The following is a 23,823-nucleotide window of genomic DNA, read 5'->3' on the forward strand; positions in this document are numbered from 1 at the left end:
CGCGATCTGCTCGGGGATTGATGACGCGCCCTAGGGCGCCGTGTTCCCGGTCTCGTCATCTGCTCTCGACAGCATCGCGGCGGCGGCCGGTGCATGCTGTGCGTTCCCACGCCACGACTCCTGGCCATGACCTCCAATCTCCCCGTTCCCGCCATGGATGCCGCCGACCACCGCGATCTGGCCCAGGCGCACGCGCTGCTCGAACATCCCGGCCTGGCGGCGAAGATCGCCAATACGGTCGGCGCGCCGATCGAGGATCTGCTCAGCAAGCGCCTGCCGAAGGCGCTGTCCTCGCGGATCGACGCGATCAGCCATCGCGCGCTGCGCATCGCCTTGCGCTCGGCGCTGCTGACCCTGCGTACCCAGGCACCGGGTGCGGCGCGGCCGCGCCTGCATGGTGTGGCGGTGGCCGCCACCGGTGCCGCCGGCGGTTTCTTCGGCCTGCCCGGGTTGCTGGTGGAATTGCCGCTGACCACCACGCTGATGCTGCGTTCGATCGCCGACATCGCCCGCGCCGAGGGCGAGCGGTTGGACGATCCGGCGACCACCCTGGCCTGCCTGGAAGTGCTGGCGCACGGCGGCCGCAGCGCGCGCGACGACGGCAGCGAATCGGGCTACTTCGCGGTGCGCACGGCGATGGCGCAGCAACTCAGCGCCGCCGCGCAGTACATCGCCGCGCACGGCATCGGCAGCAAGGGCGCGCCGGCGCTGGTGTCGCTGATGTCGCGGATCGCGGCGAAGTTCTCGATCACGGTCAGCGAGAAGCTGGCCGCGCAGGCGGTGCCGCTGGTCGGCGCGGCCAGCGGCGCGCTGCTCAACACGGTGTTCATGGCCCACTTCCAGGCCATGGCGCGTGGCCACTTCATCGTGCGTCGGCTGGAGCGGCGCTACGGCGAGGCCGCGGTGCGGCAGGCCTACGAGGCGTTGCCGGCGTCGGCATAAGCCAGGGCGACGTGCTTCCTGGTATGGATTGACGACGACCTGAGCGTTGTACGTTTTCCTGCCTGAAGACGGCGGGCGCGCGTTGGCATTGCGCGCAGCGTCGCCTGCGTTCGGCGGGATCGCGCAAAGCCGCGCGCGTGCGGCGCCGGTATCCTTTGCGCTCGATCGCCGCCTGGGAGGGCAAGCACGTGACGCGATACCTGCGGAACACGACACCGGCGCTGTTGGCGCTGCTCGCGAGCCTGGCGGCCCCGGTGGCGATCGCCGCCGAGGCTGCGGCGCACGACGGCATCCGCCACATGCCCGCATTCGACCTGCCGCTGTCGCCGTTCCTCAGCCCGCAAGCGCAGGCGGCGGCGCGCGACGGCATGGCCCATGGCGATCCCTTGGCGAAGATGGACAACGCCACGCTGGCGCGCGAACTGCCGCGCATCCGCGCCGAGACCGAGGCTTGGGCGAAGGGCGTGGTGGAGCCGCTGCGCGAGCGCTATGGCGTGAAGATCAGCACCGCGACCTGGAACGGCGTGCCGGTGACGCTGGTGCAGCCACGCGCTGCGTCGCCGGCGCAGCGCCAGCGGCTATTGATCGAACTGCACGGCGGTTCTTTCGTGATGGGCAGCGCCGCCTCGTTCGGCATGATGGAGGCGATTCCGGTGGCGGCGATGACCGGCGTCACCGTGGTCAGCGTCGACTACCGGATGGGGCCGGAACACAGGTTCCCCGCGGCCAGCGAGGATGTGGCCACGGTGTACCGCGAAGCGCTCAAGCGCTATGCGCCGCAGCACATCGGCCTGTTCGGTTGCTCGGCCGGCGGCGTGCTGACCGGCGAGTCGCTGGCCTGGTTCGCCAAGGAGAAGCTGCCGATGCCGGCCGCGGCGGGCATGTTCTGCGCCGGCGGCGATGCGCGTTACCGCGGCGATTCGCGCTATGTGGTGGCGGCGGTGAACGATGCGCCGCTGCCCGATGCGCAGGGCGCGCTGCCGATCATGGAGGACCTGTACTACGGCGCAGACGTGGATTTCCACGATCCGCTGGTGTCGCCGGTGTTTTCCGATGCGGTGCTGGCGCAGTTTCCGCCACTACTGTTCATCACCGGCACGCGTGCGGCCGAGCTGAGCAATGTCGCCTACACCCATTCGCGGCTGGTCGATCTGGGCCGCGAAGCGGATCTGCACGTCTGGGACGGCATGGGCCATGCGTTCCATCTCAATGACGCGCTGCCCGAGAGCCAGCAGGCCTTGCGGGTGATCGCGCGCTTCTTCCGCAAGCATCTGCAGTTGCCGCCCGCGCCTGCGGCAACGCCCTGACAGCGGGATCGCGCCTGGCGACGCGGCGACCGCCGCCATTCTTCGAGACTGGCCGCCGCTGTGCCGGAGTGGCACAGTGGCGCCTGGCGCCGAGCGCGCCGGCGTCACCACGCTGCGCTCGGCGCGGCCGCTTTCGTTTCCACGCAGGTCCTTGCCATGAAAACCCGTTCCAGATCCGAGACCGACGACGACCAGCCGCGCCTGGCGGTGCTGATCGATGCCGACAACGCGCAACCGTCGGTGATCGAAGGCTTGCTGGCCGAAGTGGCCAAGTACGGCGTGGCCAGCGTCAAGCGCATCTACGGCGACTTCACCAGCACGCGCATGACCCAGTGGAAGCAGGCGCTGCTGAAGCACTCGATCAGCCCGGTGCAGCAGTTCGCCTACACCAGCGGCAAGAACGCGACCGACAGCTCGCTGATCATCGACGCGATGGACCTGCTGTACACCGGCCGTTTCGACGGCTTCTGCCTGGTCTCCAGCGACAGCGATTTCACCCGCCTGGCGCAGCGCCTGCGCGAGGAGGGGCCGACCGTGTACGGCTTCGGCGAGCGCAAGACGCCGGACGCATTCGTGCAGGCCTGCGACAAGTTCATCTACACCGAAGTGCTGCGCAGCGAGGCGGCCAGCCCCGAACCGTCCAAGCCGGCAGCGGCGGTCGCCAAACCGGCGCGCAAGGGCCGCAAGACGCCACAAGGTGCGCAGGCTGCGCAGACGGCCAAGCCCGAGGCGACGGCCGTGGCCGCAACCACGGCGGCGCCCGCTGCGCCGGCCGATGCGAAGGCCGCGCCGCTGTCGGCACCGCTGAAACTGCTGCGCCAGGCGATCGAGGAAGCCTCCGACGACCAGGGCTGGGCCGGACTCGGCAGCGTCGGCAGCTATCTCAACAAGGTGCGCCCGGATTTCGATCCGCGCCTGTACGGGCACAAGAAACTCAGCGATCTGCTGCGCCGGCTGTCGGCGCAATTCGAACTCGAGGAGCGCGGCAACGAAGGCGGCAGCAAGCGCATCTTCGTGCGTTCGCGCAGTTGACCGCGATGCAACGCCGCGCGGCGCTGGCGCGCGCCGGCCACAACCGAGCGATGAACGATGCACGATAGACCCTACGCCCCCTCCTGCGACCGCAATGGCGACCCGATCCTGCAGGTGCTGCAGCGGCATTTCGCCGATCGCCGCCATGTGCTGGAGATCGGCAGCGGCACCGGCCAGCATGCGGTGCATTTCGCCGCCGCCTTGCCGCAGCTGACCTGGCAATGCAGCGAGCGCGCCGAGCACCTGCCCGGCATCGCGCAATGGCTGGATGCGGCGGCATTGCCGAACACGCCGCCGGCCTTGGCCCTGGACGTGCAGCAGGGGCCATGGCCGAGCGCCGGCTACGACGCGGTGTTCACCGCCAACACGCTGCACATCATGGGCTGGCCCGCGGTGCAGGCGTTCTTCGCCGGCGTCGGCACGCTGTTGGCCGACAGCGATGACGGCACGCTGGCGGTGTACGGGCCGTTCAATTACGGCGGCACCTTCAGCAGCGACAGCAACCGCGAGTTCGACGCCTGGCTGAAGGCGCGCGATGCCGCGAGCGGGATCCGCGACTTCGAGGCGGTCGCCGCGCTGGCGCAGGCGCAGGGCCTGGTGCTGCAGGAGGATGCGGCGATGCCGGCGAACAATCGTTGCCTGGTGTGGCGGCGCGGCTGAGTCCTGCGTCGTCCGGCAGCGCGCGTTCGGGTCCTGCCGCGGCACGGTGCCTGCGCAGCGAACACGGTGGTTCCCCGGTATAGTCGCTGCGATTTCAGGGACGCTGCCGTCCCCTCCCGTTCGAGCGCACAGGCCATGTCGTCGTGCGCGGCGCGGGCCATGGACGCCTACCGGGACTTGTTCGATGTCGATGCTCATTGCCGCGCGCAGCGCCCTGGTCCTGGAGACCAACAACCTGCGTGGCGGGGACGCGGCGGCGGTGCGCGCCGAGGCGAGCCTGCAGCGGGTCATGCGCGCCCTGGCCGCGCAGAGCGTACCGCTGGACGCGCTGGCGCAACTGATCGTGACCCACGATGGTTTGAGCGAAGCGGCGTGCGCGGCGCTGGTCGCGATCGCCGGGCGCCCGATCGGGTTCGTCTGCATCGACGCGGCGACCGGCTATTACGACGCCAAGAACGCCGGCTTCGCCGCCACCGATCCGCAGCGCTGCGACTATGTGGTGTTCGCCGACGCCGACTGTCTGCCGGATCGCGAGTGGCTGGCCGCACTGCTGCAGCCGTTCGCGCAAGCACCCGCGCCGGCGGCGGTGGCCGGGCGCACCAGCTACCGTGCCGACGTGCTCGGCACCGCGCTGACCACGCTGGACTTCATGTACTTCCCCAGCCCGCTGCAGGCGCAGGCGACGCGGAACTTCTATGCCAACAACGTGGCGTTCCGGCGCGAGGTGTTCGCCCAGCACGGCTATCAGCCGCTGGACGGCGTCTACCGCGCGCACTGCCAGGTGCTGGGGTTGCGCCTGCAGGCGGCGGGGGTGGCGGTGCATTACGCGGCGCAGGCGCACACCGTGCACCGGCTGCCCGATACTCGCCGCGAGGCGCTGCAGCTGCGCTGGTGGCGCGGCCAGGACACGCTGGGCCTGACCCCGCACCTGGTGCGCGCCTACCTGCCCGACGCACTGCAGTGGCTTGGTCGCAGCGGGCCGCTCGGGCCGCTGTGCGTGCTCGCCTCGCGCCTGTGGTTCAGCATGGGCGCGTTGAACCGGCAGGACCTGCCGCCGCTGCGCGGCCTGCGTTGGTGCGCTGCGCTGCTGCTGATCGCCGGCTTCTCCGCGGTGGACATGGCCGGCGCGCTGGCGCGCGGGCTGGGCTGGCGCCGTGGCGGCCAGGCCGACGCGCAGGCACTGTCCTATCACCGCGCGTGAGCGGCAGCCGGTGACGGCGCTGCCCGAGGGCGAGGGAGCCACCATCGCCACCCTGCGCGACCTGGAGCCGCCGCCGCTGCACGGCCCGCTGCGCTGGCAGGCGTGGCTGGTCGATCGGATCAAGCGTGCCGCGTTGCGGCAACTGCATGCCAGCGTCGCCGGCGAACGCCTGCTGCTGCGCATGTACCTGATCGGCGAGGAAGCCACCGAACTGGCGTTGCAGCGCGAAGTGCCGGTGCAGCGGCCGGCCTGGCTGGTGCCGCTGATGGACCGGCACCTGCAGGAAGAGCAGTGGCATGCGCAGGCGTTCGCCGCCGCGCTGGCCGCGCGTGGCGATCTGCAGCCCACGCGCCGGCCCGACCGCCTGAGCCGGCGCAAGATCGCGCAGTGGCATCGCCTGGCCGAGCGCTATGCCGGCGCCTTCGCGCAGGGGCTGCTGGTGCCGGCGTTCGCGATCGGGCTGTGCGCCGAGCAGATGGCGTCGCGGGTGCTGCAGCGGCATTGCGCGACCTTGCCTGCCGAGCATGCGCTGCAGCCCTTGCTGAGCCGGGTGCTGGGCGACGAACAACGGCACGTGCGGCAATGCCGGCAGATCCTGCAGCGGCTGGTGAGCGTGCAGGAGCAGCTGGCGTTGAGCGCCTTGCTGGCCGAGGTGCGGCGGATCGACCGTGCCTTCGGCGTCAGCGGCGCGCTGGGCATGTACCTGGCCGGGTTGCTGCTGCGCGTGCGCGGCGCAGTGTGGCGCTGAGCGCGCCGCGGCTGTTGTACCTGGCCACCGCCGATGCGCGCGGGCACCTGATGCGTGCGCAATTGCTGACCCACGCGCTGCGCGCGCAGGGCGCGCACGTGGATGTGCTGACCACCTCCGAGGCGGGTGTGCAGTTCCTGCGCCGCTTCGGCATCGAAGCCGCGCTGCTGTCGCCGCGCTACGCCGTGCAGTTCGATGCGCGGCAGAACATGCGCGCGGCTGCGACCGATGCCAATGTCGCCGCCTACCTGCTGCACCCGGCACGGATGCTGCGCGACATCCTGCGGCTGCGACGTCGCCTGCGCGGCGTCGACCTGATCCTCAACGATTCGTTCCATCCGGCGCTGCTGGTGATGGGCATGCTGCCCGGCTGGCGGCGCAAGATCGTTCATGTCTATGGCGCCAGCCTGCGCGCGGCGCTGCAGGGGAATTTCGACGGGCGCCTGCCGCGGCCGGTGGCGGCGCTGTTCGCGCGGCTGATCGGCTGGCAGATCGACGCGGCGGCGGGGCAACTGGAGCACGATTTCGCGCAGCCGCGGCTGCAGGCGTGCGGCCGACGTTTCCGCCTGCCTACCCCGGTCGCGCTGGCCGCGCCTGCGGTGCCAGGCGCGCAGCCGCAGGCGCCGACCGCGGCGGTGTACCTGAATCCGCACTTCCGCGATCCGGCCTTGGCGCAGGCGCTGGAGCAGGGCCTGCAGCGCGCCGGCCTGCACAGCCACCGGGTCGGCGAAGGCTATGCCGATCGCGCCGGCTGGGTGGGCGAGGATCCGCAGTGGATCGCCTGCGCCGCCGCCAGCACGCTGCTGGTCTCGGCGCCGGGCATGGCTGCGCTGTCGGTAGCGCAGGTGTATCGGCGGCCGATCCTGCTGCTGCTCACCGAGCAGCCCGAACAGCAGCGCAATGCGCGCCGCGCCGCGGCCTGCGGGCTCCCGCACCGGACCGTGGTGTGGCGCGGCGATGGCGAGGCGTTCGCGCAGGCGGTGGCAGCGGCGTGCCGTGCGCTGCAGTCCGAACCGCTGCCACCCGCGCCGGAACCGGCCCCGCTCGATGCGCCCGCGCGGCTGCAGCTATGGGTGCAACTGATCCTGGGGCTGGCGCGTGGGCAATGCGTGCCGAGCGCCGATGCTGCCGTTCCCGCACCCGCTCCTGTAACGGTGCGACAGGAGCAGGGCGCATGATCGCCGCCTTGCCGCCGGCGTTGCGGCGGCTGAGCCCGTGGCGCAGTGCGCTGGCCTTGGCATTGGACTGGGCAATGATCGCGTTGTGCTTCTCCGCGGCGATCCGCTATCCGCATCCGCTGGTGTATCTGCTGGCGGCGCTGCTGGTGGCGCGCACCCAGTTGGCGCTGGCGGTGATGATGCACGAGGGCGCGCACGGCCTGCTGGCGCGGCGGCAGACGCACAACGACCGGTTGGCGCAACTGTGCGCGGCCGGGCCGTTGTTCCTGTCGCTGTTCGCCTATCGCCAGGGCCATCTGCAACACCACCACGCGCCGATGGCCGACGACGATCCGGTGGCGATCGTGTTCGGCATCGCCGATTACCCGGTCTCGCGGCGCCGGCTGGCGGCGCGCTTGCTGCGCGATGTTACCGGCATCGGCTACGTGCTCGCCGTGCGCGATGCGCTGCGGCGGCGTCGCGCGCGTGCCGCCGAGTCCGGCGCGCCGGCGCCGGCCGGCCATCTGCCGTTTGTGCTGGGTTCGATCCTGGTCAGCAACGGCGCGTTGCTGGGGACGCTCGCCGCGCTCGGCCACGCAGGGTTGTACCTGGGCCTGTGGCTGCTGCCGGCGCTGACCTTCCTGCAACTGTTCGCGCGCATTCGCGCCATCGCCGAACATGCCGGCTATCCCGCGTGCGCCGACCAGCGCCACAACGCCCGCAGCATCGTCCGCCGCAGCTGGCAGACGTTCTTCTGCGGGCCGCACGCCATCCACTATCACATCGAGCACCACCAGCACGTGCGCGTGCCGTTCTACCGACTGCCGGACGTGCATCGCTGGATGCACGCGCACGGGCAGTTGCCTGCAGCCAATCTGTACCGCGGCTACGGCGCGGTGCTGCGCGAGGTCAGCCGCGGTCCGGCGGCATGATCGGTGCGATGCGCGGTGTGCGGCGCGCGCATACGACGCGGTGCATACGGTGCAGCGTGCCGATGCGTTCGCCGCAAGCGCCGCCTACAGCGGTTGCGCCGTGCACAACGCACGCATGCTGGCCGAACCCACGGTCTGCCGGTTTGCATCGGTGACCAGCACATTGGCGGTGATGTAGCCGCTGGTCCTGGGACAGTAGAAGCTGCAATAGGCCTGGTTGGTACAGTTCGCCGGATAAATCACGTTCAGCCCGTTGGAGTTGAACGACCAGGCATAGCCGTAGGCGCCGGCTGGCGTCACGTCGGCATAGCAGAGATCGCTGCCGGTGCAGTCGAGGGTGACGCTCTGGGCGCGTGCCGATGGGGCGATGCCCAGGGATGCGGCAGCGACGAACAGCAACGCGGCGAGTGTCGAAACGGCCTTGTTCATATGTATGTCCTGGCTGATGTTCCCCTGCGTCCGCGATGCTGCCAGATCGCTTGGGCGAAGACGCGATGTCCATCACCGTCCATGAAACGCAGCAGATAGACACGTCGCGACGTGGCGCATCTGGGATTGATTTCTCGGCGCATCGGTACGGCGATGGTTGCGCCTGCAGGGCGGCGGCGGGCAATGGATGCACCGCAGCATGGGGTTGCCGTGCCGGCGCTGCCGAGGCGACGTTGCGGGCACGTGAGGACAGGGGCGTGCAGCCTCATCGCGCGCTCACCCCGGTGGCACGGGGGATTAACCGGACGTTCGCCACTGTGCGACCACCACGGGCCGATGCAGATGGCCGGTGATCCCATCAACTGCGGAGCGTTCCCAATGAGCAGCAACAACGAAGCACGCGATCTGAATCGCGATCCCATCTCCGGCACGCCGGGCTCGCATCCGGTCGGCGTCGGCATCGGTGGCACCGCGGGTGGCGTTGCCGCGGGTGCGCTGGCCGGTACCGTGTTCGGGCCGCTCGGCACGCTGATCGGCGCCGCGGTCGGCGTGGTCGCCGGTGCAGCCGCGGGCAAGGGCGTGGCCGAACGCATCGACCCCACCGGCGAAGCCGAGTACTGGCGCGAGGAATACCGTAACCGCGACTACGTGAAGTCCGACTACGACTACGAGCGCGATTACGCGGCCGCCTACGGCCTTGGCCTGCAGGCGCGCGAGCAGTATCCGACCCGCAGCTGGGAAGAGAACGAAACCGAGTTGTCGCGCGACTGGGGCACGCGCCGCGGCGAATCGCGCCTGGAGTGGGAAGACGCGCGCCTGGCGGCACGCGATTCCTGGCAGCGCGCCGACACCACCTATCGCACCTATGAAGACAGCGACCGCTACTACGCCGAGCGCTTCGACCGCGTCGACTACCGCGATCCCGATGCCGGCTACGACGACTACCGCCCGGCCTACCGCTACGGCATCCAGGCGCGCAGCCGCTATCAGGACCGCGACTGGGACGACCGCCTGGAATCGGATCTGGAAAGCGGCTGGGAACGCGCCAAGGATCGCTCGCGGCTGACCTGGCAGCAGGCCAAGGCGGCGGTGCGCGAGGCCTTCCATTCGGACCGCTATGGTTCGGGCCGCGGCACGCCGACTGACCCGCGGGTTTGATAGCGTGAGGTGAGCATTGCGATCACGCGGGCATAGTCGCACTCGCGCCGTCGCGATCAACGCGTTTCGCTCTGCCCTCTAGAACGCTGCCGGCACGATGCCGGCAGCGTTTTTTATGGAAAACCGGATGCTTGGCCGCTGCACTGTAGGAGCGGCTTCAGCCGCGACCGTTTTTGTCCGATCGACGACGTTGTTGAACTAGCCGACACGCCAAAGGTCGCGGTTGAAACCGCTCCTACAAGAGCGTGCGGGGCGCAGTGCAGGAGGAGCTTCGGCCCCAAGCGCCGTTGCTGCGTTGCGCGCGCCTCCGTCATTCAAGCCGCCTGCACGATATGCAGCGCCTTCGGATTGCGCCAGGTCGCCAGCAGCCGCGCCTCGCGCTGCTTGGCTTCGTGCAGGTGCGCTTCCTTGACGTGGCCGTAGCCGCGGATGTGTTCCGGCACGCTGGCGATCTCCACCGCCAGCGACAGATTGTCCGCCGCCAGCCGTTCCAGCAGCTCGCCCACGGTGCGTTCGTAGTCGGCGATCAGCTGCCGTTCGCCGCGGCGTTCGGCGCTGTAGCCGAACACGTCGAACGCGCCGCCGCGCAGCACGCGCAGCCTGGCCAGCCACTTGAACGCGGTGAACATCCACGGCCCGAACTCGCGCTTCAGCGCGCGGCCTTGCGCGTCCTTCTTGGCCCACAGCGGCGGCGCCAGGTGGAAGCGCAGCGAATAGGCACCGTCGAACTGCTGCTGCAGCTGGCGCTGGAAATCGCCGCTGGTGTACAGCCGCGCCACTTCGTATTCGTCCTTGTAGGCCATCAGCTTGAACGCGTAGCGCGCCACCGCCTCGGTCAAGGCGGTGGAACCGGCGGCGATGCGCTGCTCGGCCTCGCGCACGCGTTCCACCAGCGCGGCGTAGCGTGCGGCGTAGGCGGTGTCCTGGTAATCGACCAGGAACGCGCGGCGGCGCGCGACCAGTTCATGCAGCGAGCGCGACAGGCGGGTGTCGTCCAGCGGCGCATGACCGGTGTCGGCGGCATCGCCGGCGGCGGGCAGGTCGCGCGCCTGGCGCGCGTTGTGCGGATTGCGCGGCGCGGCGCTGGCGCCGCCTTCGTGGCCTTCCCATTCGCCGGGCGGCAGCTGCTGCAGCCGTTGCGCGGTGGGTTCGGTTCCGGCAGCGATGCTGCCGGGCATGCCCGCGGCCTGCTGCACCGCGGCCAGGTCCAGCGCCGCCAGACGGCCCCAGGCGAAGGCCTGCTGGTTCATCGCCACGGCGGCACCGTTGAGTTCGATCGCGCGCATCAGCGCGTCGTGCGACAACGGCACCAGCCCCTGCTGCCAGGCGTAGCCGAGCATGAACAGGTTGCTGGCGATGGCGTCGCCGAGCAGCGCGGTGGCCAGTTGCGTGGCGTCGAGCAGCAAGGGCTCGCGCCCGCCCAAGGCCAGGCGCACGCCGGCGATGATGTCGGCCGCGGGGAACTGCATGTCCGGATGCGTGGTGAAGGTGCCGGGCATCGCCTCGTAGGTGTTGAGCACCACCTGCGAGCGGTCGCCGCGCACCTTGGACAGCGCCCAGTAGTCGTTGACCACGACCATGTCGCAGCCCAGCACCAGGTCGGCCTCGCCGGCGGCGATGCGCACCGCGTGCAGGTCCTCGGGCTGGCGCGCCAGGCGGATATGGGTGGTGACCGCGCCGCCCTTCTGCGCCAGTCCGGTCTGGTCGAGCACGCTGGCGCCCTTGCCTTCCAGGTGTCCGGCCATGCCCAGCAGCGCGCCGATGGTGACCACGCCGGTGCCGCCGACGCCGGTGATCAGGATGTTCCAGGGCTGCGCCAGGTCGCTGCGGAACACCGGCGGCGGCAGGTCCTGCAGCAGCGTGGCTGCGTCGGCCTTGCGGCCCTTGCGCAGCGCGCCGCCATGCACGGTGACGAAGCTGGGGCAGAAGCCGGAGACGCAGGAATAGTCCTTGTTGCAGCCGGACTGGTCGATCTGGCGCTTGCGCCCGAACTCGGTTTCCTTCGGCAGCACCGACACGCAGAAACTCTTTTCGCCGCAATCGCCGCAGCCTTCGCAGACCAGCGAATTGACCAGCACGCGCTTGGCCGGATCGGGCAGCTTGCCGCGCTTGCGCCGGCGCCGCTTCTCGGTGGCGCAGGTCTGGTCGTAGATCAGAATGCTGGTGCCCTTGACCTCGCGCAGGCGCTTTTGCACCGCGTCCAGCTCGCCGCGGTCGTGGAACTCCACGTCGCTGGGGAACAGCTCGCGGCGCCGCGTCCACTTGCCGATGTCGTCGCTGACCAGGGCGATGGTGTGCACGCCTTCGGCACGCATCTGCCGGGCGATGTCGGGCACGCTCAACGTGCCGTCCACCGGCTGCCCGCCGGTCATCGCCACCGCGTCGTTGTAGAGGATCTTGTAGGTGATGTTGACGCCGGCGGCGATCGACTGGCGGATCGCCAGCGAGCCGCTGTGGAAATAGGTGCCGTCGCCCAGGTTCTGAAACACGTGCGGGGTGTCGGTGAACGGTGCCTGCCCGGCCCAGGTGACGCCTTCGCCGCCCATGTGGGTGAAGGTGTCGGTGGAGCGGTCCATCCACGTCACCATGTAGTGGCAGCCGATCCCGCCGAGCGCGCGCGAGCCCTCCGGCACCACGGTGGAGGTGTTGTGCGGGCAGCCGGAGCAGTAATGCGGCACGCGCGGGAAATTGGCGCGCGGCAGGGCCATCTCCGCTTCCTTGGCCTCCATCCAGCGCAGTCGCTGCTCGATCGATTCGGTGTTGAAGAACCGTTGGATGCGCTTGCCGATCACCGCGGCGATGGTCGCCGGGGTCAGCTCGCCGGTGGACGGCAGGATCCACTCGCCGGCCTCGTCGTACTTGCCGACGATGCTCGGGCGCGGCCCGGCGCTGGCCGGCCAGTTGTAGAACTGCTCCTTCATCTGCCGCTCGATAAAGGCCTTCTTCTCCTCCACCACCACGATGTCGTCCAGGCCCTGCGCGAACGCGGCGATGCCGATCGGCTCCAGCGGCCAGGTCATGCCGACCTTGTACACGCGGATGCCGATGTCGCGGCAGGCGCGTTCGTCCAGGCCCAGGTATTCCAGCGCCTGCAGCACGTCCAGGTAGCTCTTGCCGGTGGTGACGATGCCCAGCCGCGCGTGCGGCGAATCCATCACCGTGCGGTCCACGCCGTTGGCGCGGGCGAAGGCCTGCGCGGCGCGCACCGCGTAACGGTGCAGGCGCATCTCCTGGTCCAGCGGCGGATCCGGCCAGCGGATGTTGAGCCCGCCCGGCGGCAATGCGAAATCCTCCGGCAGCACGATCTGCCGCGCGAACGGATCCACCTCTACCGAGGCCGAGGATTCCACCGTCTCGGCGATGGTCTTGAAACCGATCCAGCGCCCGGTGTAACGGCTCATCGCCCAGCCGAGCAGGCCCAGGTCGAGGATGTCCTGCACCCCGGCCGGGTTGAGCACCGGCATCATCGCGCTGACGAATTCCTCTTCCGAGCCGTGCGGCAGGGTCGAACTGCGGCAGGCGTGGTCGTCGGCGGCCAGCGCCAGCACGCCGCCGTGGCGCGAGGTGCCGGCGGCGTTGGCATGCTTGAACACATCGCCGCAGCGGTCCACGCCCGGGCCCTTGCCGTACCACATCGCGTACACGCCATCCACGCGCGCGCCGGGGAACAGGTTGGTCTGCTGCGTGCCCCACACCATGGTCGCGCCCAGGTCCTCGTTAAGGCCGGGCTGGAATTTCACGTTGGCCGCGTCCAGGTGCCTGCGCGCGCGCCACAGTTCCAGGTCGAAGCCGCCCAGCGGGCTGCCGCGGTAGCCGCTGACGAAGCCGCCGGTGTTGAGACCGGCGGCGCGGTCGCGCAGCTGCTGCATCAGCGGCAGGCGCACCAGCGCCTGCACCCCGGACAGATAGATGCGGCCGTCGGTACGGGTGTATTTGTGCTCCAGGGTGTAGCCGCTATCCACGCTGTCGGCGGCCGGTGCGGCGAGGGAGGACGGCGGACGCGGATCGGCGATGCGGTTCATGGCTTGCCTGGAGATGGAAGGCTGGCGCGCGCGCGGCGCAGGCCGGGCACGATCCCCCGATTGTATCAGCGGCATTTTGTGCGCCCGCCCCTCGCTCCCGGCGGCGGACGCGGTTAGGATGCGGATGGGGGAGGGGACCACCTCCAAGGGGTTGTCAGCAGTGAATGCACATAAATACGCACTGGCCGCGATGCTGGCCTGGGTGGGCATGGCCGCGGTCGATGCGCAGGCGCAGGCCTTGCCGGCGCCGAAGGAGTTCTATTTCGACCAGGATCGCAGCACCACGCGGCCGGTGGCGGCGATCGCCGGCAGCGGCGAGGCGCTGGTCGATCGTCTCGCCAGCACCGTGCAGCGCGATCCGAACGCGGTCGAGGCGCGCGCGCAGCTGGCGGCGATCGCGATGGCCGGCGGACGCCGCGAACTGGGCGAAGAGCTGTACCAGACGGCGCTGCGCGCGCTGAGCGCCGGCGCGCAGCGCCGCCAGATCGAGTGGAACTACGGCTGGGACCTGTTGCGTGCCGGCGACCCGGCGCGCGCGCTGGCGCAGTGGAGCGGCCTGGTCAATGGCCGTCCGGCGGCACCGGACTGGGTGCCGCCGACGCTGGCGCTGGTGCTGTGGCGGCTGGACCGCAAGGACGAGGCGGTGAAGTGGTACGCCGCCGCGGTGCGCACCTGGCCGGACCAGTGGGGCGCCGGCGCCGATTTCGCCAAGCTGCTGCCCGCCTGGCGCGACGACGAATGCGCCACCCTGGCCGACGTGCAGGCCGCCTGGCAGGCCAAGCCGCCCGCCTGGCCCTGAGCTGCGCTTGTCCTCGCGCTGTGGCCTGAGTCGCCGCCACCGCTACAGCTAGCGATGGCGTAGCTGAGTCACTGCAGGAGCGTCTTCGGCCTCGACGCTGTGCGCGGTCGTCAGGTGCATCGCTCCGTTCGTCGCGGCTGAAGCCGCTCCTACAGGGACTTGCGCCAAGCCGGCCGGGTGCACTGTGGGAGGGGCTTCAGCCCCGACGCAGGAACGCTGCAAGCACCCGAGCCACCGCGCAGCGTTCCGCCGCATGGTGCATATCCGAAACCGAAGAGTGCATCGCTTCGTTCGTCGCGGCTGAAGCCGCTCCTACAGGGGCTTGCGTCAAGCTGGCCGGGTGCACTGTGGGAGGGGCTTCAGCCCCGACGCAGGAACGCTGCGTGCGCCAGCGCCGCACGCCGCGCGCTGCGCTGCATGTGATCGACCGGCTTGCCTGCATGCGCATGCGATGATGCCGGCGTACCCGCCACATTCCCGTTGTACCGATGGCTTTCGACGCGTTCGCCCTGATCCTGGCCATGTTGGCGCTCGGCATGCTGTTCGCGCGCCTGCGCGTGTTGCCGGCCAACACCACCGAAGTGCTCAACGGCGTGGTGATGTACCTGTGCCTGCCAGCCTCGGTGCTGATCTACGTGCCGCGCCTGCAGTTGAACCTGTCCCTGCTCGGGCTGATGCTGACCCCATGGCTGCTGGCTGGCGTCACCGTGCTGGCGGTGCTGGCGCTGCGCCGGCCGCTGCGCCTGCGCCGCGAGGAGCACGCCGCGTTGCTGCTGTGCGTGGGCCTGAGCAATTCCAGCTTCATCGGCTATCCGATGGTGCGCGCGCTGCTCGGCGAGACGGCGCTGCCGTATGCGGTGATCTACGACCAGTTCGGCACCTTCGTGCTGCTGTCCAGCTTCGGCCTGTACGTGCTGGCCCGCTACGGCGGCGAGACCCCGCCGTCGCTGCGGCAGACGCTGCTGCGCATGGCCCGCTTCCCGCCGCTGTGGGCGCTGGCGTTTGCGTTGACCCTGATGCCGGCGCAGCCACCGGCGTGGATCTCCTCGGGCCTGCAGCATCTGGCCGATGCGATGCTGCCGCTGGTGATGCTGGCGGTGGGCTTCTCGATCCAGTTGCGGCTGCCGCGCGAGGAGCTCAAGCCGCTCGCCGCGGGCCTGCTGCTGAAGCTGCTGCTGTTGCCCGCCCTGGCCTGGCCACTGTCGTGGGCGCTGGGCCTGCGCGGACAGGCATTGCAGGCCAACGTGCTCGAATCGGCGATGCCGACGATGATCACCGCTGCGGCGCTGGCGATCTCGCACCGGCTGGCGCCGCGGCTGGCGGCGGCCTTGGTCGGTTACGGCATCCTGCTGTCGCTGGCCACGCTGCCGGCATGGGCGTGGCTGCTGGGGGCGCTGGGCTGACGCTTTCCGTTTCGGCGTGCGCGATCGCGAGTCGGGCGCCGTAGGCGGCGCTAGGAGGGCGCTACAGGCAAAACCCCGCGCGAGGGTGAAGCACCTTCCGCAGCGAGACGGAACCCAGCCGGTCGCTCAATCCGCCGGCACCGTGCGCTCGCGCGCCCATTCGCGCAGCGCCTGCACCTGTTCGGCCATCATCACCGACAGCGGCCGCGTGCCGCGAAGTTCCTGCATCAGCAGCTCGGTGTCCAGCGGCCGGCTCTCGGCATGCGCCGCGTACAGGCCGGAGACGATGGCCTGCTCGATCTCGGCGCCGGAAAAGCCGTTCGCCGCGGCGGCCAGCGCCGGCAGCGCGAAGTCGTCCTCGCGCAGTTTGCGCCGCGCCAGGTGCAGGCGCAGCAATTCCACCCGCGTGTCGGCATCGGGCAGGTCGACGAAGAAGATCTCGTCGAAGCGGCCCTTGCGCAGCAATTCGGCCGGCAGTTCGTGCACCTGGTTGGCGGTGGCGACGATGAACACGCCGCCGCCAGCGGCGGTGCCGCCACGCTCGGCCATCCAGGTCAGCAGGTAGCCGAGCACGCGCCGCGACACGCCGCCGTCCTCGCCGCCGCTGGCCAGGCCCTTCTCGATCTCGTCGATCCACAGCACGCACGGCGCCAGTTGCTCGGCCGCGGCCAGCGCGCCGCGCAGGTTCTTCTCGGTCTCGCCGTGGTACTTGTCGTACAGCGAGCCGAAGTCCAGGCGCAGCAGCGGCACGCCGAAGCCGGCGGCGGTGGCCTTGGCCAGCATCGACTTGCCGCAGCCCTGCACGCCCAGCAGCAGCACGCCCTTGGGCGGGTCCAGCCCGGGCGGGGCGGCGCCGGCGAACACCGCGCGGCGTTGCTCGATCCAGCGCTTGAGCCGGCGCGCGCCGGCCACGTCGGCGAAGCGGGTGGCGTCGTATTCGTAGTGCAGGTGGCCGCTGCGGTTGAGCAGCTCGAACTTGAGCTTGGCCAACTGCGGCAGGTCGGCGGCGTTGAGTGCGCCGTCGGCGTAGATCAGCTGGCGGGCGATGCGGCGCGCGTCGATCAGGCTCAGCCCCTGCAGGTTGCGCACGACCTGCTTGACCGCCTCGCCATCCACCTCGACCCGGCGCCCGCCGAACTCGCGCGCGTAGCCGGCGGCCTCTTCCTGCACCATCTTCAACAGCGCATTGGCGTCGGGCAGGCGCGGGTTGAAGCGCGTGGCCAGCGCTTCCAGCTCGGCCGGCAGCTCGATCTTGGCGCCGATCAGCACCAGCACGTGCGGCTGGCAGTGGCGGCGCTCGACGATGTCGCGCAGCAGGCGCTGGTGGCTGGCGTAGCCCAGGTACGGCACCACGTCCAGCAACAGGTAGATGCCGCGCTGGTCGGCCTGCTTGATCGCCTGCAGCACCGCGCTGGCGTCGGGCGGGCCGCTCGGCTCGTCCTCGCGGTCCAGGTCGATGCGGCGCAGGCCTTCGGTGATCGACCAGCGGTACAGCGCGCGCCAGACCTGCATCAGCGCCTGCCGGAACAGCGCCACGATGCGCGCCTCCTCCTGGGTCTCGATGACGATCAGGGGGGTGTTGGCGCGGATCAGCGCGGTCAGGTCCTGCAGCTCGCTCATGGGCGATCCGTTGCCGTGGGGCCGCCACGATAGCAACGCGCCGCCCCGCCCGCTACGCGTTGACTACCGGCCAACATGGGGCCGGTGTACGCTGCGGCCTCTTCTTCCGGAAGCGAGGCGCGCATGAAGACGATCCTGGTGGCCGGCTCCAAGGGCGGCGTGGGCAAGACCACGATTGCCACGCACCTGGCCGCGTACTACGCGCTGGCCGGCAAGCGCACGGTGCTGGCCGATGCCGACCCGCAGGGCTCCTCGACCCGTTGGGCCGAGCGCCGCGCCGGCCTGGACAGCGCGGTGCTGCCGATCGACGCCAGCCGCAAACGCAACTGGCGCGCGGCGCTGCCGGACGACACCCAGCGGGTGATCATCGACGGCGCGGCCGGCGCCATGGCCGAGGATCTGGCCCAGTTCCTGGACGAGGCCGACGCGGTGGTGGTGCCGGTGATGCCGTCGGCGCTGGACATCGAGGCCACCGTCGGCTTCCTCAACACCCTGGCCAAGGTGCCGCGGGTGCACCAGCGCAAGCTGCCGGTGGGGTTGGTGATCAACCGCAGCAAGCCGTGGACCCACGCCGCGCAACAGGCGCTGGAGATGCTCGGCGGCTGGCCGTATCCGGTGCTGGCGCAGCTGCGCGACAGCCAGGCCTACGTGGTGCTGGTCGGCCTCGGCCGCAGCCTGTTCGACTACCGTTCCGCTCAGGTGCGCGATCACCAGCAGGACTGGGAACCCTTGCTCAAGTGGCTCAAGAAGGCCTGACCGATGACCATCGTCCTGCGTGAAGTGATCCTGCTGCGCCATGCCCATGCCGAGCCGGCCGACACCGGCCAGGCCGATTTCGACCGTCCGCTGTCGCCGCACGGCATCGCCGAGGCCGAGGCCGCCGGGCGCTGGCTGCTGGAGCAGCGGCTGGTGCCCGACTGCGTGCTGTGCTCGCCCGCGCGGCGCGCGCGCGAGACCCTGGAAGCGGTGCTGGAAGTGACCGGCTATGCCGAGCAGCGCCTGGAGCCGCGGATCTACGAGGCCACCTCCGGCACCCTGGCCGCGCTGATGGACGAGCATCGCGACGTCGAACGGCTGCTGCTGGTCGGTCACAACCCGGGCCTGGAGCAGCTGGCGGCGCTGATGCACAGCGGCCAGTCCGGCGACTACCGCGGCATGCCCACCGCCAGCGTGGTGGTGCTGACGGTGCCGCAGGACGCGGCGATCGAGCCGGGTGTCGCCCGACTGACCGCGTTCTGGTGGCCCTGAACGCACCGCGCCGGCGCCTGAGCCCGGCGCTGTGCACCGCGCTGCTGTCGCTGTGCCTGGTGCCGGGCTGGGGTCGCGCGCAGGCGCCGCCGCTGTCGCCGGAGGAGCATGCCTTCGACCCGGCCCAGTCGCGCTTCGGTTTCGAGATCCGCACCCGCTTCGGGCAGCGCATCGAGGGCTTCTTCCCGCGCTTCGAAGGCACCGTGGAGATGCTGCCCGACGGCCGCCACCAGGTTCGCCTGCGCCTGTTCACCGCCTACGTGCAGATCCCCGGCAAGCCGCGCTACACCGGCTGGATGCGCGGCGAGGATTTCTTCGACGCGGAACGCTTTCCGACCGTGTCCTTCGATTCGCAACCGTTCTCCCCGCAACTGCTGACCACCGGCGGCGCGCTGGTCGGCACGCTGAGCATCCGCGGGGTCGGCCATACCGAGACCCTGACCATGATGCCGTCGGCCTGCAGCCGTCCAGGCTATGATTGCGATGTGATCAGCCGCGGTACGGTTCTGCGTGGACGTTATGGAATGGACAAGTGGGATCTGGCCTTGAGCGATCGGGTCACCTTCGTGCTGCGTGCACGGCTGACCGGAGCGGACGCCCGGTGACGGCGTGGTTGAGGGTCCTGGTGCTGGCGGCGATGCTGCTCGGCAGCGGTTGCGCGAGCCTATCGCAGGCCCAGCACGGCCGTGCTGTGGCAATCGCCGAGGCGGCGCGCGATGGCCGCGTCGACTGCACGCAAAGCGACCACTGCGCGCTGGCCTCGCCGCTGCGCGCGCTGGCGGGCAAGGCCTTTGCCGCATCCGGCGACGCCGCGCCGCACCACTACGCCACCATCCTGGACCACGGCGAGGAAGCGCTGGTGGCGCGGGTCAACCTGATCCGCAGCGCCAGCCGCAGCATCGACCTGCAGACCTACATCTTCGACAAGGACGACAGCGCGCGGCTGGTGATGGACGAGCTGCTGGCCGCGGCGCGGCGTGGCGTGCAGGTGCGGGTGCTGATCGACCAGCTGTCGGCGATCTCCGACCTGCAGATCCTCGGCGCGCTGGCCGGTGCCCACCAGAATTTCTCGCTGCGCATCTACAACCCCACCTTCGGCCTGGCCAAGCCCAACTACTTCCACTACGCCGCCAGCGTGGTGTGCTGCTTCCGCCGCTTCAACCAGCGCATGCACAACAAGATGCTGGTGGTGGACGACGCGGTCGGCGTGGTCGGCGGGCGCAACTACCAGGACGACTATTACGATTGGGACGCCGAGTACAACTTCCGCGACCGCGACGTGCTGGTGGCCGGCCCGGTGGCGCGCGAGATGGCGGCCAGCTTCGATGCGTACTGGGCGGCGCGGCGCAGCGTGCCGGTGGCGCGGCTCAACGACGTCGGCAAGCTGCTGCTGCGCGACGGCGTGCCGACGATGCCGCCGGCGCAGTTCCTGCGTCCGGAGCGGGTGCAGCGGGTGAGCGAGGAGGCGGCCGATCCAGCCTTCGTCGAGGACGCCTTCGTGCTGCCGGCGCTGCCGGTGAGCAACGTCAGCTACGTCGCCGATCCGCCGCAGAAGCACCGGCGCGATGCCGCATCCAAGCGGGCGCTGGCGGTGGCCGTGCCCAAGCGGGTCAGCCTGATCACCGGCGCGCAGCGCGAGATCATCCTGCAGACGCCCTACCTGGTGCTGTCCGACCCGGCGCAGGAGATCTTCCGCAACCTGCGCAAGCGGCCCACGCCGCCCAAGATCATCGTCGCCACCAACAGCCTGGCCTCCACCGACAACCCGGTGGTGTACGCGCTGTCGTACAAGTACAAGCGGCGCAACCTGCGCGAACTCGGCTTCGACATCTACGAATACAAGCCGTTCCCGCTGGACGCGCCGGTGAACTACGCCAACCTGCTGCCGTCGCCGTTGCTGCCCGATGCCGACGTGGCCGACGGTGGTGGCCGCAATCCGCTGATCGGCGGCAGCGCCGCCGGCCGTTCCAGCGCGCTCGGCAGCGGCGGCGGCAGCGGTAGCCCGGGCGGTAGCGGACGACGCGCCGACGGCAGCCAGGTCGACCGCCGCGTGCTGCGCACCGAGACGCGCCCGTCGTTCCTCAGCCGTCGGGCGGCCAACCGCCCGCTGCCGGTGACCCGCGAGGGCGCGCGCATGGGCCTGCATGCCAAGTCGCTGGTGGTGGACCGGCACATCGCGGTGATCGGCACCCACAACTTCGACCCGCGCAGCGAGAACTACAACACCGAGGGCGCGGTGATCATCGACGACCCGGCCTTCGCGCAGGCGCTGGCCACCAGCATCCTGCGCGACATCGAGCCATCGAACTCGTGGACGGTCGCATCGCGCGCCAAGCCGCCGGTGCTGTCGGGGCTGAACTACAGCCTCGGCAAGGCATCGGAGGCGCTGCCGGTGCTGGATTTCTGGCCATGGCGCTATGCCACCAACTACGACTTCCAGCCCGGCCCGGAATGCCCGGCGCCGCTGACCCGGCGCGATCCCGGCTTCCACCGCTGCTACAGCGCGGTCGGCGACTTCCCCGAGGTCAACGTCGGCCCGAAGTGGCTGCTGGTGCGGATGCTGACGGCATTCGGTTCGGGGTTGGTGCCGATTCTTTGAGTGCCGGGATTGGGGATTGGGGATTCGGGATTGGCAAAAGCGGTAGTACTGTTTGAGGGAGACGCCGCTGGCGAATCCCCAATCCCGAATCTCCAATCCCGGACACTCAATGGCCTTCCGCGACCCCGTCGATCTCGATGCCCTCAACGCCGCCGCCCGCGACACCCTGATCGCGCACCTGGGCATCGTCTTCACCGAGGCCGGGCCGGACTGGCTGCGCGCGACGATGCCGGTCGATGCGCGCACGCTGCAGCCGTACGGGCTGTTGCACGGCGGCGCCTCGGTGGTGCTGGCCGAAACCCTGGGCAGCAGCGCCGGGAATCTGTGCGTGGGGCCGGACCGGATCTGCGTGGGCCTGGAGATCAACGCCAACCACCTGCGCGCGGCCCGCGCCGGCTCGGTCACCGGCACCGCGCGGCCGCTGCACGTGGGCCGTGCCACCCAGGTCTGGGAGATCCGCATCGAGGACGCGGCCGGCAAGCCGGTGTGCGTGTCGCGGCTCACCCTGGCGGTGATCGCACGCGATTAGCGTGCACTCAGCCGTAACCGTCTTCATGCTGACACAATAGGGTGCTTCCCTCCCGGCTTCCGGTACCCTGACCAGAATGAGCGAGTTCTCCTCACCCGCCACGCGCCAACACGGTGAGGCGCTGCGCTGGGTCCGTTACGGTTACCGCATTCCGCTGCTGGCGCTGCACGTGTTGCTGTCGTTGCCGTTCCTGCTGGCGTGCATGGCGCTGTCGCCGGGCCGGGCCGGGGTCGAATCGTTCGGCGACCGCGTGGTGTGCTGGTGGTCGACCTGGCTGCTGCGCATCTTCGGCCTGCGCGTGCGCCGGGTCGGCACGCCGCTGCCCAATCCGGTGCTGTTCGTGGCCAACCACGTCAGCTGGATCGACATTGTGATGCTGCACAGCCAGCGCATGATGGGCTTCGTCGCCAAGCGCGAGATCGCCGGCTGGCCGCTGGTCGGCTGGCTGGCCACGCGCGGGCAGACCATCTTCCACCAGCGCGGCAACACCGAATCGCTGGGCGGGGTGCTGCAGGCGATGCTGGAACGGCTGCGCTCGGGGCGCTCGGTCGGCGTGTTCCCGGAAGGGCGCACCCGCGGCGGCCACGATGTCGGCCCGTTCCACGCGCGCATCTTCCAGGCCGCGGTGGAGGCCGAAGTGGCGGTGCAGCCGGTGGCGGTGCGCTACGGCGCAGGCGGCTCGGCGCAGACGGTGATCGCGTTCGGCCCGCACGAGAGCTTCTTCGCCAATTTCCTGCGCCTGCTCGGCGAGCCGGGCCGCGAGGCCGAGGTGCACTTCCTGGAGCCGATCCGGCTGCAGGACGTGGAAGGGCGCCGGGGCATCGCCGAGATCGCGCGCGCGCGCATCGTCGCCGCGATGGCGCAACGCTGAACCATGGAACACTTCGGTCCGGGCGATTTGACCTATTGCTCCAATCGCCAGGCGCAAGCTCGCTGCCGATGATGAATGCCGCCGACTACCTCCCCCCGCGTTGGCTGCGCAACCCGCACCTGCAATCGGTGCTGGGTTCCAGCGCGCTGCGCGTGCGCCGCGGCGAACAGCTGCTGGCGGCCAGCGGCGCGACCACCACCTCGCACATCCTCGACGGCGGCGACGGCGTGCGCCTGCAGGGCTGGCTCAGCGTGCCGGCCGGCACCGCCGCGCCGCGCGGCACCGTGTTGCTGCTGCACGGCTGGGAAGGCAGCGCCGACTCCAGCTACATGCGCCTGACCGCCGCGCAATTGCTGGCGCGCGGCTACCAGGTGTTCCGGCTCAACTTCCGCGACCACGGCGGGACCCACCACCTCAACGTGGACCTGTTCCACTCCGAGCGCCTGGACGAAGTGGTCAACGCCGCCGGCGACCTGTGGCGGCGTTTCCCCGCGCCGACGCTGCTGGCCGCCGGCTATTCGCTGGGCGGCAATTTCGCGTTGCGCCTGGCGCTGCGCGCGCCCGACGCCGGCCTGCCGCTGCAGCACGTGGCGGCGGTGTGCCCGCTGCTGGATCCGGCCACGACCATGCATCGGATCGAGCATGGCCCGCAGTTCTACGACTGGTATTTCCGCCGCAAGTGGCGCGAATCGCTGCTGCGCAAGCGCGAACTGTTCCCCGAACGGCACGGCTACGACGACGCCACCCTGGCGCTGGACATGCGCGAGCTGATGGGCTGGCTGGCGCAGCGCCACGCCGGCTTCGCCAGCCTGGATGCGTATTTCGAAAGCTATTCGATCGCCGGCGAGCGCTTGCGCAACCTGAGCGTGCCGGCCGACATCCTGATGGCCGAGGACGACCCGGTGATCCCGCTGGACGATTTCCGCAACCTGCGCCTGCCGGCCCTGGCGCGGCTGGAAATCGCGCGCTGGGGTGGGCACTGCGGCTTCATCGAGAATGCGCGCGGCGACGGTTTCGCCGAGCGCTGGGTGGCCGAACGCCTGACCGACGGCCTGCCCGCCTGAGCCAGGGCCTGTCGCCAGTTCCAGGGCAGGCCGCGCCGGGCGTGGCCTGCGGGTTGGGCCTGGCAGACCACCAGTCGGCACCGCGTAGCTTGCCCTGACCAC

21 protein-coding genes are annotated in these 23,823 nt (G+C 70.3%); 18 read left to right on the plus strand and 3 right to left on the minus strand.

The window, feature by feature from the left end:
- Window positions 1–126 precede the first annotated feature (126 nt).
- The 8 genes from HEP74_RS01075 (at window position 127) to HEP74_RS01110 (ending at window position 7,979) form a co-directional block, all read left to right on the plus strand.
- Window positions 127–942, plus strand: a complete 816-nt coding sequence (locus tag HEP74_RS01075) for an EcsC family protein (RefSeq protein ID WP_255423624.1) — start codon at window positions 127–129, stop codon at window positions 940–942.
- Window positions 943–1,130: 188 nt separating this feature from the next.
- Window positions 1,131–2,249: an alpha/beta hydrolase gene (locus tag HEP74_RS01080; protein ID WP_255427841.1), complete on the plus strand. Its 1,119-nt coding sequence runs from the start codon at window positions 1,131–1,133 to the stop codon at window positions 2,247–2,249.
- A gap of 156 nt (window positions 2,250–2,405) precedes the next feature.
- Entirely contained in the window at window positions 2,406–3,281 is an 876-nt protein-coding gene (locus HEP74_RS01085; protein ID WP_185814815.1) for an NYN domain-containing protein, read from the plus strand.
- 57 nt (window positions 3,282–3,338) lie between these two features.
- Window positions 3,339–3,941 carry a DUF938 domain-containing protein gene (locus HEP74_RS01090; protein ID WP_185814816.1) on the plus strand — a complete coding sequence of 201 codons (603 nt, stop codon included), beginning with the start codon at window positions 3,339–3,341 and terminating at the stop codon, window positions 3,939–3,941.
- A gap of 184 nt (window positions 3,942–4,125) precedes the next feature.
- Entirely contained in the window at window positions 4,126–5,142 is a 1,017-nt protein-coding gene (locus HEP74_RS01095; RefSeq protein WP_185814817.1) for a glycosyltransferase family 2 protein, read from the plus strand.
- A 10-nt stretch (window positions 5,143–5,152) separates the two neighbouring features.
- Window positions 5,153–5,890 carry a hypothetical protein gene (locus tag HEP74_RS01100; RefSeq protein ID WP_185814818.1) on the plus strand — a complete coding sequence of 246 codons (738 nt, stop codon included), beginning with the start codon at window positions 5,153–5,155 and terminating at the stop codon, window positions 5,888–5,890.
- Window positions 5,881–7,068, plus strand: coding sequence for a hypothetical protein (locus HEP74_RS01105; protein ID WP_255427842.1), 1,188 nt, complete (start codon window positions 5,881–5,883; stop codon window positions 7,066–7,068). Before HEP74_RS01100 ends, HEP74_RS01105 begins: the two co-directional genes overlap by 10 nt.
- Complete coding sequence (locus HEP74_RS01110) at window positions 7,065–7,979, plus strand: fatty acid desaturase family protein (protein WP_185814819.1); 915 nt, start codon at window positions 7,065–7,067, stop codon at window positions 7,977–7,979. The genes HEP74_RS01105 and HEP74_RS01110 overlap by 4 nt, the downstream gene beginning before the upstream one ends.
- Before the next feature lie 84 nt (window positions 7,980–8,063).
- On the opposite strand, the gene HEP74_RS01115 is transcribed toward HEP74_RS01110, so the two are convergent.
- Window positions 8,064–8,408 (minus strand): hypothetical protein, encoded by a 345-nt coding sequence (locus tag HEP74_RS01115; protein ID WP_185814820.1) that lies wholly within the window; start codon window positions 8,406–8,408, stop codon window positions 8,064–8,066.
- Between the two features lie 378 nt (window positions 8,409–8,786).
- On the opposite strand from HEP74_RS01115, the gene HEP74_RS01120 reads away from it, so the two are divergent.
- Complete coding sequence (locus tag HEP74_RS01120) at window positions 8,787–9,566, plus strand: hypothetical protein (protein WP_185814821.1); 780 nt, start codon at window positions 8,787–8,789, stop codon at window positions 9,564–9,566.
- Between the two features lie 314 nt (window positions 9,567–9,880).
- Here the strand turns inward: HEP74_RS01120 and HEP74_RS01125 are convergent, their stop codons facing one another.
- Window positions 9,881–13,588 carry an indolepyruvate ferredoxin oxidoreductase family protein gene (locus HEP74_RS01125; RefSeq protein WP_185814822.1) on the minus strand — a complete coding sequence of 1,236 codons (3,708 nt, stop codon included), beginning with the start codon at window positions 13,586–13,588 and terminating at the stop codon, window positions 9,881–9,883.
- A gap of 190 nt (window positions 13,589–13,778) precedes the next feature.
- Between HEP74_RS01125 and HEP74_RS01130 the strand changes: the two genes are divergently transcribed.
- Both HEP74_RS01130 and HEP74_RS01135 read left to right on the plus strand, forming a co-directional pair.
- Window positions 13,779–14,387, plus strand: a complete 609-nt coding sequence (locus tag HEP74_RS01130; RefSeq protein ID WP_185816443.1) for a tetratricopeptide repeat protein — start codon at window positions 13,779–13,781, stop codon at window positions 14,385–14,387.
- Window positions 14,388–14,875: 488 nt separating this feature from the next.
- Window positions 14,876–15,790, plus strand: a complete 915-nt coding sequence (locus HEP74_RS01135; RefSeq protein WP_185814823.1) for an AEC family transporter — start codon at window positions 14,876–14,878, stop codon at window positions 15,788–15,790.
- A 126-nt stretch (window positions 15,791–15,916) separates the two neighbouring features.
- On the opposite strand, the gene HEP74_RS01140 is transcribed toward HEP74_RS01135, so the two are convergent.
- On the minus strand, window positions 15,917–17,410 hold the full coding sequence (locus tag HEP74_RS01140; protein WP_185814824.1) for an AAA family ATPase: 1,494 nt from the start codon (window positions 17,408–17,410) through the stop codon (window positions 15,917–15,919).
- Between the two features lie 123 nt (window positions 17,411–17,533).
- Between HEP74_RS01140 and HEP74_RS01145 the strand changes: the two genes are divergently transcribed.
- From HEP74_RS01145 to HEP74_RS01175, 7 genes are all read left to right on the plus strand, one after another.
- On the plus strand, window positions 17,534–18,166 hold the full coding sequence (locus HEP74_RS01145; RefSeq protein ID WP_039006481.1) for a nucleotide-binding protein: 633 nt from the start codon (window positions 17,534–17,536) through the stop codon (window positions 18,164–18,166).
- A 15-nt stretch (window positions 18,167–18,181) separates the two neighbouring features.
- Complete coding sequence (locus HEP74_RS01150; protein WP_185816444.1) at window positions 18,182–18,658, plus strand: SixA phosphatase family protein; 477 nt, start codon at window positions 18,182–18,184, stop codon at window positions 18,656–18,658.
- A 50-nt stretch (window positions 18,659–18,708) separates the two neighbouring features.
- Window positions 18,709–19,263: a YceI family protein gene (locus tag HEP74_RS01155; protein ID WP_255427936.1), complete on the plus strand. Its 555-nt coding sequence runs from the start codon at window positions 18,709–18,711 to the stop codon at window positions 19,261–19,263.
- Window positions 19,260–21,257 carry a phospholipase D family protein gene (locus HEP74_RS01160; RefSeq protein ID WP_185814825.1) on the plus strand — a complete coding sequence of 666 codons (1,998 nt, stop codon included), beginning with the start codon at window positions 19,260–19,262 and terminating at the stop codon, window positions 21,255–21,257. Before HEP74_RS01155 ends, HEP74_RS01160 begins: the two co-directional genes overlap by 4 nt.
- 109 nt (window positions 21,258–21,366) lie before the next feature.
- Window positions 21,367–21,786, plus strand: a complete 420-nt coding sequence (locus HEP74_RS01165) for a hotdog fold thioesterase (RefSeq protein WP_185814826.1) — start codon at window positions 21,367–21,369, stop codon at window positions 21,784–21,786.
- A gap of 76 nt (window positions 21,787–21,862) precedes the next feature.
- Window positions 21,863–22,657 carry a lysophospholipid acyltransferase family protein gene (locus HEP74_RS01170; RefSeq protein WP_185814827.1) on the plus strand — a complete coding sequence of 265 codons (795 nt, stop codon included), beginning with the start codon at window positions 21,863–21,865 and terminating at the stop codon, window positions 22,655–22,657.
- Between the two features lie 71 nt (window positions 22,658–22,728).
- Complete coding sequence (locus HEP74_RS01175; protein ID WP_185816446.1) at window positions 22,729–23,721, plus strand: YheT family hydrolase; 993 nt, start codon at window positions 22,729–22,731, stop codon at window positions 23,719–23,721.
- The last annotated feature ends 102 nt before the right edge of the window (window positions 23,722–23,823 follow it).

Source organism: Xanthomonas sp. SS, assembly GCF_014236835.1.
In the GTDB taxonomy this organism is placed as follows: Bacteria; Pseudomonadota; Gammaproteobacteria; order Xanthomonadales; family Xanthomonadaceae; genus Xanthomonas_A.